The sequence below is a fragment of the Phaeobacter sp. 11ANDIMAR09 genome (genome assembly GCF_001294455.1).
Classification (GTDB): domain Bacteria; phylum Pseudomonadota; class Alphaproteobacteria; order Rhodobacterales; family Rhodobacteraceae; genus Pseudophaeobacter.
Genome location: NZ_LIKT01000001.1, coordinates 284,947 through 301,473 on the forward strand (window position 1 = coordinate 284,947; position 16,527 = coordinate 301,473).

Annotated in this window: 13 protein-coding genes; 8 read left to right on the forward strand and 5 right to left on the reverse strand. The window is 58.6% G+C overall.

Annotated features, from left to right (window positions below):
- A complete protein-coding gene (locus AN476_RS01415) occupies positions 1-852 on the reverse strand; it encodes a peptidylprolyl isomerase (protein ID WP_054458822.1) in 852 nt (283 codons plus the stop codon).
- 178 nt (positions 853-1,030) lie between these two features.
- Between AN476_RS01415 and secA the strand changes: the two genes are divergently transcribed.
- The 3 genes from secA (at position 1,031) to AN476_RS01430 (ending at position 6,535) form a co-directional block, all read left to right on the forward strand.
- Entirely contained in the window at positions 1,031-3,736 is a 2,706-nt protein-coding gene (gene secA / locus AN476_RS01420; RefSeq protein WP_054458824.1) for a preprotein translocase subunit SecA, read from the forward strand.
- A 255-nt stretch (positions 3,737-3,991) separates the two neighbouring features.
- The gene (locus AN476_RS01425; protein ID WP_054458826.1) at positions 3,992-4,954 is read left to right on the forward strand and encodes a hypothetical protein; all 963 of its coding nucleotides are present in this window, start codon (positions 3,992-3,994) and stop codon (positions 4,952-4,954) included.
- 24 nt (positions 4,955-4,978) lie between these two features.
- Positions 4,979-6,535: a phosphate ABC transporter substrate-binding/OmpA family protein gene (locus AN476_RS01430; RefSeq protein WP_054458827.1), complete on the forward strand. Its 1,557-nt coding sequence runs from the start codon at positions 4,979-4,981 to the stop codon at positions 6,533-6,535.
- Between the two features lie 151 nt (positions 6,536-6,686).
- Here AN476_RS01430 and radC read toward each other — a convergent pair whose 3' ends face one another.
- From radC to dnaK, 3 genes are all read right to left on the reverse strand, one after another.
- Positions 6,687-7,475: a DNA repair protein RadC gene (radC, locus tag AN476_RS01435; RefSeq protein ID WP_054458829.1), complete on the reverse strand. Its 789-nt coding sequence runs from the start codon at positions 7,473-7,475 to the stop codon at positions 6,687-6,689.
- Positions 7,476-7,710: 235 nt separating this feature from the next.
- The gene (gene dnaJ / locus AN476_RS01440; protein ID WP_054458831.1) at positions 7,711-8,868 is read right to left on the reverse strand and encodes a molecular chaperone DnaJ; all 1,158 of its coding nucleotides are present in this window, start codon (positions 8,866-8,868) and stop codon (positions 7,711-7,713) included.
- Positions 8,869-8,946: 78 nt separating this feature from the next.
- Positions 8,947-10,866 (reverse strand): molecular chaperone DnaK, encoded by a 1,920-nt coding sequence (dnaK, locus tag AN476_RS01445; RefSeq protein WP_054458832.1) that lies wholly within the window; start codon positions 10,864-10,866, stop codon positions 8,947-8,949.
- A gap of 211 nt (positions 10,867-11,077) precedes the next feature.
- Here dnaK and AN476_RS01450 point away from each other — a divergent pair, with 211 nt between their 5' ends.
- Positions 11,078-11,680, forward strand: a complete 603-nt coding sequence (locus AN476_RS01450) for an alpha-ketoglutarate-dependent dioxygenase AlkB (RefSeq protein ID WP_054458927.1) — start codon at positions 11,078-11,080, stop codon at positions 11,678-11,680.
- Between the two features lie 82 nt (positions 11,681-11,762).
- Here the strand turns inward: AN476_RS01450 and AN476_RS01455 are convergent, their stop codons facing one another.
- Positions 11,763-12,584 (reverse strand): ABC transporter permease, encoded by an 822-nt coding sequence (locus tag AN476_RS01455; protein ID WP_054458834.1) that lies wholly within the window; start codon positions 12,582-12,584, stop codon positions 11,763-11,765.
- Between the two features lie 134 nt (positions 12,585-12,718).
- On the opposite strand from AN476_RS01455, the gene cysQ reads away from it, so the two are divergent.
- The 4 genes from cysQ to galE all read left to right on the forward strand — a co-directional run bounded on the left by cysQ (position 12,719) and on the right by galE (position 16,525).
- Positions 12,719-13,516 (forward strand): 3'(2'),5'-bisphosphate nucleotidase CysQ, encoded by a 798-nt coding sequence (cysQ, locus tag AN476_RS01460; protein WP_054458836.1) that lies wholly within the window; start codon positions 12,719-12,721, stop codon positions 13,514-13,516.
- Positions 13,516-14,316: a 3-deoxy-manno-octulosonate cytidylyltransferase gene (locus AN476_RS01465; protein WP_054458838.1), complete on the forward strand. Its 801-nt coding sequence runs from the start codon at positions 13,516-13,518 to the stop codon at positions 14,314-14,316. Before cysQ ends, AN476_RS01465 begins: the two co-directional genes overlap by 1 nt.
- Positions 14,317-14,558: 242 nt before the next feature.
- Positions 14,559-15,461 (forward strand): UTP--glucose-1-phosphate uridylyltransferase, encoded by a 903-nt coding sequence (locus AN476_RS01470; RefSeq protein ID WP_054458839.1) that lies wholly within the window; start codon positions 14,559-14,561, stop codon positions 15,459-15,461.
- A gap of 80 nt (positions 15,462-15,541) precedes the next feature.
- Positions 15,542-16,525: a UDP-glucose 4-epimerase GalE gene (galE, locus tag AN476_RS01475; RefSeq protein WP_054458841.1), complete on the forward strand. Its 984-nt coding sequence runs from the start codon at positions 15,542-15,544 to the stop codon at positions 16,523-16,525.
- Positions 16,526-16,527: the final 2 nt, after the last annotated feature.

Here is a 16,527-nt window from a genome sequence, read left to right on the forward strand (position 1 = left end):
TTAGTTCCTCACCAGGCTCAGATCGCGCAGAATCGCGGGGTCCAGATCTTCGATTTCGGGACGTTCGATAACAGCGGCGGCGGTCAGATCACTGACGCGGGCCTCGACGGCGGCATTCTGCAATTCCTGGCTCAGGGTCTCGCGAACCTCCTCAAAGGCAGGGGCGGCGGTCTTGCGGCGTTCCTTGAGCAGGATGAGGTGCCAACCAAACTGGGTTTCGACTGGTTCGGAAATCTCGCCAGCGCGCAGGTCCAGCACGGCCTCTTCAAATTCGGGCACCATTCGGCCCCGGGTAAACCAACCCAGATCTCCCCCATTGGGACCGGATGGGCCGGTGGAGCGTTCTTTGGCCATGATCGAAAAATCCGCACCGGTGTCCAGTTCCGATTTGATTTCCAGCGCGTCTTCCTGGGTTTCGACCAGGATATGGGCGGCGTTGAACTCGTCACCGCCATCGCCATCGGAATATTTGTCCTCGTAGGCCTGACGCAGGGTCTCTTCGTTGCTGGCGCTCTTCATCACGCTTTCGATGACATTGGCGGCCAGCAAGGCCCGCTTTTCGTTGTCGACGGCCAGTTGCACGTAATGGGGCACACTGCCGTGCAGCTCTTGCTTCAGCGCGGTCTGCTGCACCAGCTGATCAAGGATCGCGTTGTAGAGCACATCATCGGGCAATTGTTTGTATTGTTCGGGCAGGCTGTCGCGGGCCATGATCATGTGACCCAGCGTGATTTCTTCGCCGTTGACGGTGGCAATCACGGTATTGGCATGGGGCGCGGCCAAAGCAGGCAGGGGTAGAGCCATAAACATGGCCACAGCGGTGCCTTGCAAAAAAGTGAGACCTTTACGCATTGAATTCTTCCTATTCCCGGGCCGCAAAGGGGCGCGGCGTTGACACTTATTTTCCTGACCCTTACATCCCAAAGAGGCCTGAGGCAGGACCGTCGTTTGCACCATTGTTTATGGGTTGCGACCACGACGAGCAAGCCTGCCTGATACAAGGGCCACGAAGAGGATCGTTGGAGAACACATGCTGGGTATCGGAACACTCGCCAAAAAGGTTTTCGGGACACCGAATGACCGCAAAATCAAGGCGACACGGCCACTGGTTGCAAAAATCAATGGGCTGGAAGAGACGTTCGAGAAACTCAGCGACGAGGGTCTCAAGGAAAAAACTGCGGAACTGCGCCAGCGGGCCCTGGACGGCGAGTCGCTGGACGCGCTGCTGCCCGAGGCCTTTGCCAATGTGCGCGAAGGCGCGCGTCGTGCCCTGGGACTGCGGGCCTTTGACACCCAGTTGATGGGCGGGATTTTCCTGCACCAGGGTAACATCTCCGAGATGAAAACAGGTGAGGGCAAAACCCTTGTCGCGACCTTCCCGGCCTATCTGAATGCGTTGACCGGCAAGGGTGTGCATGTGGTCACGGTGAACGAATATCTGGCTAAGCGTGACTCGGAGTGGATGAGCAAGGTCTTTGGCGCCCTGGGCATGACAACCGGCGTGATCTGGTCCGGCCAGCCCGACGACGAAAAGATGGCCGCCTATACCAGCGACGTCACCTATGCGACCAATAACGAGCTGGGCTTTGATTATCTGCGCGATAACATGAAGCCTAGCCTCGATCAGGTGTTCCAGAAACAGCACAACTTTGCCATCGTCGATGAGGTCGACTCGATCCTGATCGATGAAGCACGAACGCCACTGATCATCTCCGGCCCGGCCGAGGATCGTTCGGAGCTTTATGTCTCCATCGACAAGGTGATTCCGCTGCTGTCGGAGGATCACTATGAAGTGGATGAGAAAACCCGCGGTGTGACCTTCACCGAAGAGGGCAATGACTATCTGGAGCAGGTGCTGCGCGAGCAGGGACTGCTGGAGGCCGAGGCCTCTTTGTACGATCCCGAAAGCACCACTGTGGTGCATCATGTGAACTCGGCTCTGCGGGCGCATAAACTTTTCCTGCGCGACAAGGATTACATCGTCCGCGATGGCGAAGTGGTTTTGATTGATGAATTCACCGGGCGCATGATGGCGGGCCGCCGCCTGTCCGAAGGGCTGCATCAGGCGATCGAAGCCAAGGAAGAGGTCAAGATCCAGCCAGAGAACACCACGCTGGCCTCTGTGACCTTCCAGAACTATTTCCGTCTCTATGCCAAACTGTCCGGCATGACCGGCACAGCCCTGACCGAAGCAGAGGAATTTGCCGAAATCTACGGGCTGGGGGTTGTTGAAGTTCCAACCAACAGGCCCATCGCACGGGTCGACGAAGATGACCGGGTCTATCGCACCGCCATGGAAAAATTCCAGGCGATGATTGACGAGGCCAAGGTTGCCAATGCCAATGGTCAGCCGGTTTTGATGGGGACGACTTCGATCGAGAAATCGGAGCTGCTCAGCCAGATGCTGGAGCGCGATGGTGTGAAACACAACGTGTTGAACGCCCGCCACCACGAACAAGAAGCCCAGATTGTTGCGGATGCCGGTCGGCTCGGCGCGGTGACCATTGCCACCAATATGGCTGGTCGCGGTACAGATATTCAGCTGGGCGGCAACATCGACATGATCGTCATGGCGGCGCTAGAGGCCAACCCGGATGCGGATCCGGTCGCCCTACGCGCCGAAGAAGAAGCCAAACACGCTGAAGAAAAGAAAAAGGTGCTTGAGGCTGGTGGTCTGTTTGTGATGGCTTCAGAGCGTCACGAAAGCCGCCGTATCGACAACCAGCTGCGCGGCCGTTCGGGTCGTCAGGGGGATCCGGGGCGCACCCTGTTCTACCTCAGCCTCGAAGATGATTTGATGCGGATCTTTGGCTCAGAGCGGCTGGACAAGGTCCTGTCGAGCCTGGGCATGAAAGAAGGCGAAGCCATCATTCATCCCTGGGTGAACAAATCGCTGGAGCGCGCCCAGGCCAAGGTCGAGGGTCGCAACTTTGACATGCGTAAGAACGTGCTCAAATTTGACGACGTGATGAATGATCAGCGTAAGGTGATCTTTGGTCAGCGTCGCGAAATCATGGCCGCAGAGGATCTGTCCGAGATCGTCGGTGACATGCGCCATGAGGTGATCGACGAGCTGATCGACACCTATATGCCGCCCAAGACCTATGCCGAGCAGTGGGATGTTGAAGGCCTGCACGCGGCGGTTTTGGAAAAGCTGAGCATGGATGCACCGGTGGCTGACTGGGCCGCTGAGGAAGGCGTCGACGATGAGCAGATGTCCGAGCGCCTGGCCGAAGCGGCAAACCAGATGATGGCGGAAAAGGCCGCAGCCTTTGGCCCCGAAAGCATGCGCAATATCGAAAAGCAGGTGCTGTTGCAGACCATCGACGCCAAATGGCGCGAACATCTGTTGACGCTGGAACATCTGCGTTCCGTGGTTGGCTTCCGTGGCTACGCCCAGCGTGATCCGCTGAACGAGTACAAAAACGAAAGCTTCCAGCTGTTCGAGACCATGCTCGATTCGCTGCGCGAGGATGTGACCCAGCAGTTGAGCCGTGTCCGTCCGATGACCGATGAAGAGCAGCAGCAGATGCTGGCCGAAATGGCGGCCCGGCAGGCCGCGATGCAGCAGATGGCATTGGGCGGAGCCGCAGCAGCTCCCGAGGGCAACCCGGAGGAGGCGGCGCCAGGGTTTGTTGAAGATGATCCCTCGACCTGGGGCAACCCCTCGCGCAATGACAAATGTCCCTGCGGCTCTGGCAAGAAGTTCAAGCATTGCCACGGCCGACTGACCTGACCAATGAGGTTAAGGCCGTGTCGCGCCGCGCCTGATGCCAACATAAACAATGCATAAATAGCCCCGGCCTTTGGCCGGGGTTAATTGTTTTTGGTTATCCAATTTCAGGAGATCCCCTAGGCACATTCTCTGTGTCTTGGTTCAAAATGCGAATAAATGCCTGAATCTTTTCAAGGGGCGGCCACAGATCGGCCTCCTTTTGTGGGCCTAATTCAGAGGGCTCGAAGTGGGTCTTTCGGGTATTGGAGGTTTGAAATGCTGAACAAACGCATCCTTCTGATCAGCGCGGCTACCGCAGCCTGCGCCTTGGGAATCGGCTTTCTGATGCAGCCATCAACCTTTGGCCCTTCAGCTTCTGATCACGCGGCGCTGGACCAGCTCCAAGACGCAACATTGGCACAGCCAATTGAGATCGAGAAAATCACCCTGACCTCCGCAGACTCCGGCCTCTCTCGCCAAGAGCAGGCGGCGGTGACCCCGTCTGAGACCTCTGCAGTTGTCGCCGCTCCAAGGCTGGGCGCTGTGGCAGCCTGCGTGGTCGAGACCCGTGCGACGGCCTTGCCCGGGGCTTTGGTCGGGCTTCAGATTTCTGCACCCTGCCGGGGCGGAGAGCGGATCACCCTGCATCATCATGGCATGATGGTGACGGAAACGCTTGGCCCTGAGGGGCAGCTTGATCTGGCGATCCCGGCGCTGTCCAGCCCGGCAATAGTCATCGTAGAACCTACAGCGCTGGAGGTCACGGATACAGCCATTGGTTCGGTTGCACAGGTTACAGTACCGGATCTGGCCGAGTTTGACCGCGTGGTGCTGCAGTGGAGCGGCAACAGTGGCTTTGAAATCCACGCCCGTGAATTTGGCGCCCAGTATGGCGAAAACGGTCATGTCTGGCATGGGGCAGACCCGGCTCAGCAAGCCCAGGGCGCCTTGGTTCAGCTGGGCGATGCCAATCAGCTGGCTCCGCGTCTGGCCGAAATCTACAGCTTTCCCCGCGACAGGGTTGCTGCCCTTGATCAGGCCGGTGTTGTAGAAATCAGTGTCGAAGCCGAGATCACGCAGATCAATTGTGGCCGCGAAATTTCTGCTCAGAGCCTGCGTGTGGTCGCCGGACGGGTGCAAACGCGGGACTTGATCCTCAACATGCCGGATTGCACTGCCTCTGGGGACTTTCTGGTGTTGAATAATCTGGTAGAAAACCTGAAAATCGCAGCCAAGTGATCTGCGGTTAGTTCAGGATTTCAAATGATCAATTTTCGTGCGGCGATCTGCGCCGCACTTCTCCTTTTTGCCCCTGTGGGACTGGCCCAGGCGCAGGATGTCACCCTGTCCTCCCCGGATGGGGTGGTTGAGATCACCGGCAATCTTCTGGGCTTTGATGGCGAATTCTATCGGGTCGAGACTAAGTTTGGCGAATTGACCCTGGATGGTTCAGGGGTCAGTTGCGAAGGGCCGGGCTGTCCCAGCCTGTCGGATTTTGTCGCTGAGGTGACCCTGTCTGGATCGGCAAATATGGCCGAGGTGCTCCTCCCCTCGCTGATCGAAGGCTTTGCCCTGCGCAACGGCTATAAAACCCAACGAGTCTCGCTGCCGGATGGGGTATTTGAATATCTTCTGTTGCAGAGCGAGGGCCGCCCCGTGGCGCGGTTTTCCTTTCTGGTCAGCTCGACCGATGAAGGTTTTGGCGACTTGATTGCGCAGCAGGCCGATATTGTCATGGCTCTGCGGGAAATTCGCCCGGAAGAGCAAAAACAGGCCCGCGCTGCTGGGCTGGGGGATATGACAACCGCTCTGCGCAGCCGAATTGTGGCGCTGGATGCCATGGTGCCGGTGGTGTCGCCTGAAAACCCGGTGACTCGGATTTCAATCCCAGATCTGGCAGGGATCTTTTCCGGGGCGATCACCAATTGGCAGGTGCTGGGGGGGCCGGATGCGCCGATTTCGGTGCATATGCCGCTGGCATCCTCTGGCCTGACCCAGGGGTTTGCAGACCGGGTTCTGGCGGCTTCTGGTGTGGAGCTGACACAGGAATTGCGCCACCACGAGCGGGGCACCTCCCTGGTGCGCCGGGTGGCGACGGACCCCTTTGCAATCGGCATCGCTAGCTTTTCCAATCTGGGCACCGCGCGGATGTTGACGTTGACCGGCGCCTGCGGGTTTTCCCTGCGGGCCAACCGACGTGGGATCAAGACCGAGGATTATCCGCTGACCGCGCCGATGTTCCTTTATCTGCCGCAGCGCCGCCTGGCCAAGGTGGCGCGGGAATTCCTGGCCTATGTGCGGGGACCAGGAGCGCAGATCGTGATCCGTCGCGCAGGGTTTGTCGATCAGGCGCCAGAACATATTTCAATGAATGCCCAGGGGGACCGGCTGAGCAATGCCATTTTGGCGGCAGGCCCTGAGGTCGAGCTGGCGGAATTGCAGCGCCTGGTGAAACGGCTGACGGGGTTTCGCCGTCTCACTACGTCCTTCCGGTTCGAGGCGGGGTCTGCGCGCCCGGATGCACAATCGCGCAGCAATGTCGCGCAGCTGGCCCGGGCGCTGGAGACCGGGCTCTATGATGGCAAGGTGCTGAACTTTGTGGGTTTTTCCGATGGCGACGGGGCGGCTTCGGGCAACCGGGCCATTGCCCTGAAACGGGCCGAGCGGGTGCGCGACGCGGTTTTGGCCACGGCAGAGGAGGGCAGTGTCGCCCGGGTCGAGATCAAGGTGGAGGCCTTTGGAGAGGCGCTGCCAATGGCCTGTGATGACAGCGACTGGGGTCGTCAGGTCAACCGCCGCGTTGAGGTCTGGGTGAAATAAAACCGAGGCTTTCCTGAGCGGTCGGCGGGTCGGGTGAGCCCAAAAGAGGGGGGAGCTCCCGCAGCTTTTGAGCTCATCACAGATGAGTCAAAGCGCTTTGGGCCCGGCGCCGCTGGCGCGGCGCGGTTGCTCTGCTTTGCTGCAGCAGCGGTTACAGCAGCCCCTCGGATTTGAAGCTCAGTTCAGTGGCGCTGCCGATGATAAGATGGTCATGCAATAGGATGCCTAGCGGTTTTAGAGCCTGATTGATCCGTTCGGTCATGTCGATATCGCTGGCAGAGGGCGAAGGGTCGCCCGAGGGGTGGTTATGGACCAAGATCAGCGCGCTGGCGTTGAGCTCGAGCGCCCGTTTGGCCACTTCGCGCGGGTAGACGGGCACATGATCGACAGTGCCACGGGCCTGCTCCTCATCGGCGATGAGACAGTTTTTGCGGTCCAGAAACAGCAGCCGGAAATGTTCGATGCTGCGATGCGCCATAGTGGTGTGACAATAGTCCAGCAGGGCGTCCCAGCTGGAGATCACCTGGCGCTGCATCACCCGGGCGCGGGCCATCCGTTGGGCTGCAGCCTCGAGTACCTTGAGATCGGTGATTAGCGCCTCGCCGACGCCTTTAACCTGGGCCAGCCGTTCGGGGCGCGCACTGACGACGCGGGCAAAATCGCCAAACTGTTTGAGCAGCTGATGCGCCAGCGGTTTCACATCCTGTCGCGGTAACGAGCGGAACAGGACCAGTTCCAGCAGCTCGTAGTCCGGCATGGCAGCCGCGCCACCTTCGCAGAAGCGTTGGCGCAGGCGCATGCGGTGGTCCTTGATATAGGAGGGCAGCCGACTGGCGCTGAGCGACGCAGTTGATGGCGTATTCTGCGCCAAGACCTCGTTGGAAAACAGGGGGAGGGTCGCGGTGTCGCCTGCGAAGCTTTTAGCCTTGTTGCCTGCCATCTGATTCCTTTCCCCCTGCAGTATAGCGGGCTCAAGGCTAGGCGCCAAAGGACATGTCTCAAAAGAAAAGCGCCCCCTAAGGGACGCTTTTATTGGTGATGTTTTGATTGTAGCGACGGAGCGCGCGGCTCACGTGCCAAGCCCGGGAGGCTTAAGACGCACTGGGAAGACCCTGCCTGTGTTTTCCGCCGGTTCGGCGTTGAAACGATCCACTGGATCGCTTCTTAGACGCGCCTCACCCCTTCATGCCGTCCCAGAAGCCTTTGACTGAGGAAAAGAAGCTGCGGGATTCGGGGTTTGTGTTGTCTTCCGACAGATCCTCGAATTCGCGTAGGATTTCCTTTTGTCGCGCGGTCAGGTTGACCGGTGTTTCCACCGCCAGTTCGATGAACATATCGCCAACACCGCCGCCACGCAGGGCGGGCATGCCCTTGCTGCGCAGACGCATCTGGCGGCCGGACTGGCTGCCTTCGGGGATCTGCACACGACCGCGACCACCGTCAATGGTGGGCACTTCGATGGCGCCACCCAGCGCCGCCTTGGCCATGGAAACGGGTACGCGGCAATAGAGGTTGTTGCCATCGCGCTCGAACAGATCATGCGGTGCCACCTCTACAAAGATGTAGAGATCACCCGGAGGTCCGCCACGCAGGCCAGCTTCGCCTTCGCCGGCCAGGCGAATGCGGGTGCCGGTTTCCACGCCTGCCGGGATATTCACCGACAGCGAGCGGTCCTTTTCGATGCGGCCATGACCATGGCAGACCTTACAAGGGTTTTTGATGATCTGACCCAGACCAGAACAGGTGGGACAGCTGCGTTCGACGGTAAAGAAGCCCTGCTGTGCCCGCACTTTGCCCATGCCCGAACAGGTCGGGCAGGTGGTGGGTTCAACACCACCTTCGGCACCAGAACCGTCACAGGCGGTACAGGAGACTGAGGTGGGCACCTTGATGGTCTTGTGCAGACCAGAGAAGGCCTCTTCCAAGGTGACGCGCAGATTGTAGCGCAGATCCGCCCCTCGAGAGGCACGCTGACGTCCGCCGCCTGCCTGGCCACGCCCGCCCATGAAGTCTCCAAAGAGGTCGTCAAAGACATCGGAGAAGGCAGAGGAGAAGTCACCGCCGCCGGGATGCCCGCCGCGCTGGCCGCCACCCCCCCCCATGCCGTTTTCAAAGGCAGCATGACCAAAACGGTCATAGGCGGCCTTTTTCTCGGCGTCTTTCAGAACATCATAGGCCTCGTTGGCCTCTTTGAACTGAGCTTCGGCATCCGGATTGTCGCTATTGCGATCGGGATGCAGCTCCTTGGCCTTCTTGCGAAAGCCCTTTTTGATCTCATCGGCGCTGGCCCCTTTGGCCACTCCGAGAGTCTCGTAGTAATCACGTTTCGACATCGGTTTACCCCTGCTGCCTCAACGACAACGAGCCGGTCCGAGGTCCGGACCGGCCCGCCGTGGCCAAGTGTTCAGACCTTAGCGCTTGTCGCCGTCCAGATCTTCGAATTCGGCGTCGACGATGTCGTCTTCACCGGGAGCGGCACTCTCGTCCGCAGCCGAAGGCTCATCGCCTGCCTCATCCTGAGCCGCCTTGTAGATGGCTTCACCCAGACGCATGGAGGCCTCGGTGACATTCTGGATGCCTGCCTTGATCTTTTCGGCATTGGCGCTGTCGCCTTCCAGATCATCACGCAGCGCGGCCAGAGCCAGCTCGATGGCTTCGACAGTGGAGGGATCCACCTTGTCGCCATGCTCTTCGACGTGCTTTTCGGTCGAGTGGATCAGGCTTTCGGCCTGGTTCCGCGCTTCGATCAGCTCGCGACGCTCTTTATCCGCTTCAGCGTTGTCTTCCGCGTCTTTGACCATCTGGTCGATGTCAGCGTCGGACAGACCACCAGACGCCTGGATGGTGATGACCTGCTCTTTGCCGGTGCCTTTGTCTTTGGCCGAAACCGACACGATGCCGTTGGCGTCAATGTCAAAGGTCACTTCGATCTGAGGCAGGCCGCGTGGCGCTGGTGGGATCTCTTCGAGATTGAACTGGCCTAGCATCTTGTTGTCTGCCGCCATTTCGCGCTCACCCTGGAAAACCCGGATGGTCACAGCCGACTGGTTGTCTTCGGCGGTCGAGAAGACCTGAGACTTTTTGGTCGGGATGGTGGTGTTGCGGTCGATCAGACGGGTAAAGACACCGCCCAGAGTTTCGATACCCAGCGACAGAGGCGTTACGTCGAGCAGAACAACGTCTTTCACGTCACCCTGCAGAACGCCGGCCTGAATGGCGGCACCCATGGCAACCACTTCGTCGGGGTTCACACCTTTGTGCGGCTCTTTGCCAAAGAATTTGGTGACCTCTTCGATCACTTTTGGCATCCGGGTCATACCACCAACCAGAACAACTTCGTCGATGTCAGAGGCGGAGAGACCGGCGTCTTTCAGAGCCGCAGCGCAGGGCTTCATCGAGGCTTTGATCAGGTCGTTGACCAGGCTTTCCAGTTTGGCACGGGTCAGTTTCATAACCATGTGCAGCGGCTGGCCCGAGGACGGATCCATCGAGATGAAAGGCTGGTTGATTTCGGTCTGGCTGGAAGAGGACAGTTCGATCTTGGCTTTTTCAGCGGCTTCTTTCAGGCGCTGCAGGGCCATTTTATCTTTGGTCAGATCAACGCCGTGCTCTTTTTTGAACTCACCCGCCAGGTAGTTGACGATGCGCATGTCAAAGTCTTCACCGCCGAGGAAGGTGTCGCCGTTGGTGGATTTCACCTCAAACAGACCGTCGTCGATTTCCAGGATGGTCACGTCGAAGGTACCACCACCAAGGTCATAGACCGCGATGATCTGGGTTTCTTCCTTGTCGAGACCATAGGCCAGAGCGGCAGCTGTGGGCTCGTTGATGATGCGCAGCACTTCGAGACCAGCGATTTTGCCGGCGTCTTTGGTGGCCTGACGCTGGGCGTCGTTGAAATAGGCAGGAACCGTGATCACCGCCTGAGTAACGTCTTCACCCAGGTAGGACTCTGCGGTTTCTTTCATCTTGCCCAGAATGAAGGCCGAGATCTGCGAAGGGGAGTATTTCTCACCCTTGGCTTCGACCCACGCATCACCGTTGCCGCCATTGACCAGGGCAAAGGGCAGGTTCTGCTTGTCTTTGGCCAGATCCGCGTCATCAAAGCGACGGCCGATCAGGCGCTTGACACCAAAGACCGTGTTGTCTGGGTTGGTGACAGCCTGACGCTTGGCGGCCTGGCCGACCAGGCGCTCATCATCTGTGAAGGCAACGATAGAAGGGGTAGTCCGCGCGCCTTCAGCGTTCTCGATGACGCGAGGCTGCGATCCATCCATGATGGAAATACAGGAGTTGGTTGTTCCGAGGTCAATCCCGATAACTTTGCTCATTTTGATCCCTTTACTTACTAAGGCGATTACCCGCGGCCTGAACCCGTTGTGGCATCCTGGCCCCGATTTTGTTGCAGGAGGGGTCTGCACCTCTCCGCTCCACGGCGTATATAGGGAGCGAAATATGCCCCTGCAAGCGTCAGAACGCATGGTGAAATGCGATTCATCGCGCTTTTTTGCATGGGAATTGGTTAAGAACGGAATAATCGCCATGAGCGTGCTGCGAATACGCGGGTTTGAAATTCACAAGGCCTATCTGGCGGCTGAGGCGCAGCGCGCCCTGATTGAAGATCTGCGGCCGATCCTGAAGGCGGCGCCGCTGTTTTCGCCGTCTGTTCCTGGCGGTGGACAGATGTCGGTGCGCATGACCTCAGCCGGGGGCTTTGGCTGGTTTTCTGATGCAGCGGGCTATCGCTATATTGACCGCCACCCAAAGGGTCGGGCGTGGCCTGCGATTCCGGCGCCGGTCCTGAATCTGTGGCGCGCGGTCACCGGGGTGCAGCGCGATCCGGATTGTTGCCTGCTTAACTACTATGGTCAGGAGGCAAAAATGGGCCTGCATCAGGACAAGGACGAGGCGGATTTTTCCTATCCCGTGGTTTCGATCAGCCTGGGCGATGATGGGCTGTTCCGGATGGGGGAGAGTCGGCGCGGTGGCAAAACAGATACCATCTGGCTCAATTCTGGGGATGTGGTGGTGATGGGCGGCGAAGCGCGGCTAGCCTATCACGGGGTGGATCGGATCCGGTTTGGATCCTCCCGGTTGCTGCCCAAGGGTGGGCGCATAAACCTGACCCTGCGGGTGGTGACGTGAATGCCACTCAGATGGGGTGGCCTCCAGGCCGGCGCAAGACAGGGATATCCCGTGGTTTGGCTCCGAAATTTTGCGTCAAAACCTAGCGCCGGGCGTTCCAGCTGATTGAGACATGGCGGCGGGTGTAGAACTCGCCCATCAGGCCGATCATCACCAGCCCCAGAGCAACCCAGGCAGAATATTGCCAGCTGCTGTAATGCGGGTTGTAGTTGATAAAGACAAAGCCGCGCGCCTGATCAATGCAGTGAAACAGTGGGTTCCAGTCGAACAGGGCCAGCATGAAACTGGGCAGGGTATTGGCCAGGAACATCTTGCCCGAGGCAATCATATTGGCCCGCTGGTAAATCAGGGTCATGATGCCGACAACGCCTGGGGCCCAGGGTTTGAGTACCAAAAAGACCAATCCAACTGCGGCGCCAGTGACCCAGGCCAGCATGACCATGCCATAGGCCTGGATCGGTTGTTCGATCTCCAGCGGGGTAAAGGCCACGTGATAGACAAAGAGGATCAGAAACAGGGACACCGTCTGAATATAGAGCGAGCCAAGTGCTGCCGAGAGAATCGCCACCATGGTGTTCATCGGCGCGTGTTGCATCATCGGGCTGGCGGGGCCTTCGGCTCCGGCAACGGCGCCTACCGTTTTGGTATGGGTCAGAAACAGAAAAACCCCGGACATCACATAGAGCAAAAAGTCGCCGCGAATGGCTGAGCCACGCATCCCCAGAATCGAGAACATGATATAAAAGACAATGACAAACATCACCGCCTGCATGATGTTCATGGACAAAGCGATTAAAGCATTGTTGTGCTTTGAGCGTACGCTGCGCACGATCGAGTGAAACACCACCTCACACAAGGAAATGAAACTCGAAAACCGATTCTGCTTGGTCCGAACCTGAAACATATTGCCTGCTATCTGTGCTGGGGCCAATTGACCCGGCTGATATCTCAATGGACTTCTTGATGATCCACCTCTGAGTCAGCATAAGGGGCCCGAGGCAAATTTTCAATTAACCCTTTGCGAGTGGGAGTACCTGTGTGACCTACGAAGAGCTTATCCCTGTGATCCGCCGCCTGGCGATCGAAGCCGGTAGCAAGATCATGGAGATCTATAATTCCGATGAATTCGACGTGAAGGTGAAATCCGATGATAGCCCGGTAACGGCGGCAGATGAGGCTGCGGATGCTCTGATCTCGGCCGGTTTGCGCAGTGCCTTTCCGGATATGATGTTGGTCACCGAAGAACAGTCAGAATCGCATAAGGAACGCGGCGACACCTTCCTGATCGTGGATCCATTGGATGGAACCAAGGAATTCATCCATCGGCGCGGCGATTTCACCGTCAATATCGCCCTGGTGGAAAAGGGTGTTCCAACCCGCGGGGTGGTCTATGCTCCGGCGCGCAACCGCATGTTCTTTACCCTGGCAGATGGGACCGCTGTCGAAGAAACCGGCGCTTTTGATCCGGCAGTGGTTGGCGCGACCAGACCGATTCGGGTCGCCAAGAGCGACAATGCGGCGCTGATGGTGGTGGCCTCCAAATCACACCGGGATCAGGCGACCGAGGACTACATCAACAAATACAGCGTCAAAGACAGCAAAAGCGCAGGCTCTTCGTTGAAGTTTTGCTTGGTGGCCACCGGCGAGGCCGACATCTATCCCCGCGTTGGGCGCACTATGGAGTGGGACACTGCAGCGGGCCACGCAGTTCTGTCCGGCGCAGGCGGGCAGGTGGTTCGCTTTGACGATCATTCGCCGCTGCTCTATGGCAAGGAAGACTATGCCAACCCCTTCTTTATTGCCACTGCGCCTGATGTTGAGTTGAAAGAAGCCTGATGTCCGTATTGATCGTCATTCCCGCCCGCTATGCCTCCACCCGCTATCCCGGTAAGCCGCTTGTGGAACTCACCGGGGCTCAGGGTGACAAGAGCACACTCATTGAACGCTCCTGGCGTGCGGCCTGCGAAGTGCAGGGCGTGGATCGCGTGGTAGTGGCCACGGATGATGATCTCATACGCATAGCGGCAGAGAGCTTTGGTGCCGAGGTGGTCATGACCTCCGAGAGTTGCGCCAATGGCACCGAACGCTGCGCTGAGGCCCATGCGGCGCTGGGCGGCGGCTATGAGGTGGTGGTCAACCTGCAGGGTGATGCCCCCCTGACGCCGCATTGGTTTGTCGAAGATCTGGTGGCGGGGCTGCGCGCGGCTCCCGAGATGGGGCTGGCAACACCAGTATTGCGCTGTGACGGTGACACGCTTAACAGCCTGCTGAAGGACCGAGCCGAAGGGCGCGTTGGCGGCACCACGGCGGTCTTTGGTGGCGATCATAGCGGTCTCTATTTCTCCAAAGAGGTGATCCCCTTCTGTGCGGAGCGCTTTGAAGGGGCTGCCCTGACACCGGTCTTTCATCATGTTGGTGTCTATGCCTATCGCCCCGATGCGCTGGCGGATTACCCCAGCTGGCCGGTCGGTCCGCTGGAACAGTTGGAGGGGCTTGAGCAACTGCGGTTTCTTGAGAACAACCGCAAGATTCTTTGTGTTGAAGTCGAGGCGCGCGGGCGTGAGTTCTGGGAGCTGAACAACCCCGAAGACGTGGCGCGTATTGAGGCGATGATGCTCAAGATGGGCAAAAGTTGAGCAAGTTTCCCCTGTTTTTGACTGTGCTTATACGAAAGAACAGGATTGCAGAGTTGAGCTAGGTCATCAAAATTGCGTAATTTGTGAGTAATGTATCTGCCAAAACGCATCGTTGTGTGATGCCTGAATAATATGGCGCCCTTAAAGACATTAATGGGCGTTTGACTGCTGAGCTGACTGTCCAGGTGGTTGTCTCTTGGTGAAATTGAATTTGTCCTGGACGTAGATTGGTGAGAAATCTGATGCGTAGAAAAGTAACCAAAGCGATTTTCCCGGTTGCGGGTCTGGGGACCCGGTTTCTGCCCGCGACCAAATCGGTGCCCAAGGAAATCATGACCCTGGTGGACCGCCCGCTGGTGCAATATGCCATCGACGAAGCCCGCGCCGCCGGCATCAAGGAATTCATCTTTGTCACCTCGCGCGGCAAGGGCGCCTTGGAGGATTACTTTGACCACTCGCCCGTGCTGGAGCAGGAACTGCGCAAGAAGGGCAAGGATGCACTGCTGGAGATCCTCAAGGATACAAATATGGACAGCGGCGCCATCGCCTATCTGCGCCAGCACCGGGCGCTGGGGCTGGGCCATGCGGTCTGGTGCGCGCGCCGTCTGATCGCCAATGAACCCTTTGCGGTGATCCTGCCCGATGATGTAATCGCCGCCGAAAAACCCTGCCTGCAGCAGATGGTCGAAGCCTATGAGGATCTGGGCGGCAATATGGTTGCCACCATGGAGGTCGCGCCCGAGCAGACCGCCTCTTACGGGGTGCTGGATCCCCGCCCCGGCGCCGAGACCTCCGGCGCGGTGGTTGCCGCCCGCGGCATGGTGGAAAAGCCCAATCCGGCGCAGGCGCCCTCAAACCTGGCGGTGATCGGCCGCTATATTCTGTCGCCTTCGGTGTTGCGCAATCTCAACCAGATGAAATCCGGGGCGGGCGGCGAGATCCAGCTGACCGATGCCATCGCCGAGGATATCGCCGCCGAGGTGCCGACCCATGGCTTCCGCTTCAAGGGCGAGCGCTATGATTGCGGCTCTAAGGCCGGGTTCTTGCAGGCCACCGTTTCCTTTGCCCTCTCACGCCCCGAGCTGCGCGACGATCTGATGGCCCACTTGCACAAGGTCACACAGCTTGACCAGGCCGCAGAATAAGCGGCGGGATTGAAAGGCATGGCCCTGCGGCAACTGCGGGCGGGGCCAGCAACATAAAACTCCTGAGAGGCGTTATTAACGTGAAGACTGTTCTGGTAACCGGCGGTGCTGGCTATATTGGCTCACATGCCTGCAAGGCGCTGAAAGCGGCGGGCTATACGCCTGTGACCTACGACAACCTGGTGACCGGTTGGAAAGACGCGGTAAAGTTCGGGCCCTTTGAACAGGGCGATTTGCAGGACCGTGCCCGGCTGGATGAGGTCTTTGCCAAGCATAAACCAGTGGCGGTCATGCATTTTGCCGCCCTGAGTCAGGTTGGCGAAGCGATGAGTGAACCGGGGCGCTATTGGGCCAACAATACCGGCGGATCGCTGAACCTGATCGAGGCTGCAGTGGCTGCGGAGTGCCTGGATTTTGTGTTCTCCTCTACCTGTGCCACCTATGGTGAGCACGACAATGTGGTGCTTGATGAGAACACGCCACAGCTGCCGCTGAATGCCTATGGCGCTTCGAAACGCGCGGTTGAGGATATTCTCAAGGATTTTGGCGCCGCCTATGGGCTGCGCTCGGTGATCTTTCGCTATTTCAACGTGGCTGGCGCGGATCCCGAGGCTGAAGTGGGCGAATTCCACCGCCCCGAGACCCATCTGGTGCCGCTGGTGCTGGATGCCATTGACGGCAAACGCGATGCGCTGACCATTTTTGGCACCGATTATGACACCCCTGACGGAACCTGTATCCGCGACTATGTTCATGTCTGTGATTTGGTGGATGCCCATGTGCTGGGTCTGCAATGGCTGGAGCAGGATAAGGGCAGCCAGGTATTCAACCTGGGCACCGGATCCGGCTTTTCCGTACGCGAAGTCATGGACCGGGGCGCGGCTGTCACCGGTCGCCCTGTGCCCTGCAACACCGGCCCGCGCCGGGCCGGAGATTGCACCAAGCTTGTCTCCGGTTCCACCCGCGCAATCACCGATCTTGGCTGGAACCCTCAACGGTCTGATCTGGACACAATGATCGCTGACGCCTGGAAGTGGCACCAAACGGGCCACTACGAGGCCTGAAT

Coding starts and splice junctions, on each gene's coding strand:
- AN476_RS01415 (WP_054458822.1), bottom strand. CDS start 852: ATGCGTAAAGGTCTCACTTTTTTGCAAGGCACCGCTGTGGCCATGTTT.
- secA (WP_054458824.1), top strand. CDS start 1,031: ATGCTGGGTATCGGAACACTCGCCAAAAAGGTTTTCGGGACACCGAAT.
- AN476_RS01425 (WP_054458826.1), top strand. CDS start 3,992: ATGCTGAACAAACGCATCCTTCTGATCAGCGCGGCTACCGCAGCCTGC.
- AN476_RS01430 (WP_054458827.1), top strand. CDS start 4,979: ATGATCAATTTTCGTGCGGCGATCTGCGCCGCACTTCTCCTTTTTGCC.
- radC (WP_054458829.1), bottom strand. CDS start 7,475: ATGGCAGGCAACAAGGCTAAAAGCTTCGCAGGCGACACCGCGACCCTC.
- dnaJ (WP_054458831.1), bottom strand. CDS start 8,868: ATGTCGAAACGTGATTACTACGAGACTCTCGGAGTGGCCAAAGGGGCC.
- dnaK (WP_054458832.1), bottom strand. CDS start 10,866: ATGAGCAAAGTTATCGGGATTGACCTCGGAACAACCAACTCCTGTATT.
- AN476_RS01450 (WP_054458927.1), top strand. CDS start 11,078: ATGAGCGTGCTGCGAATACGCGGGTTTGAAATTCACAAGGCCTATCTG.
- AN476_RS01455 (WP_054458834.1), bottom strand. CDS start 12,584: ATGTTTCAGGTTCGGACCAAGCAGAATCGGTTTTCGAGTTTCATTTCC.
- AN476_RS01465 (WP_054458838.1), top strand. CDS start 13,516: ATGTCCGTATTGATCGTCATTCCCGCCCGCTATGCCTCCACCCGCTAT.
- AN476_RS01470 (WP_054458839.1), top strand. CDS start 14,559: ATGCGTAGAAAAGTAACCAAAGCGATTTTCCCGGTTGCGGGTCTGGGG.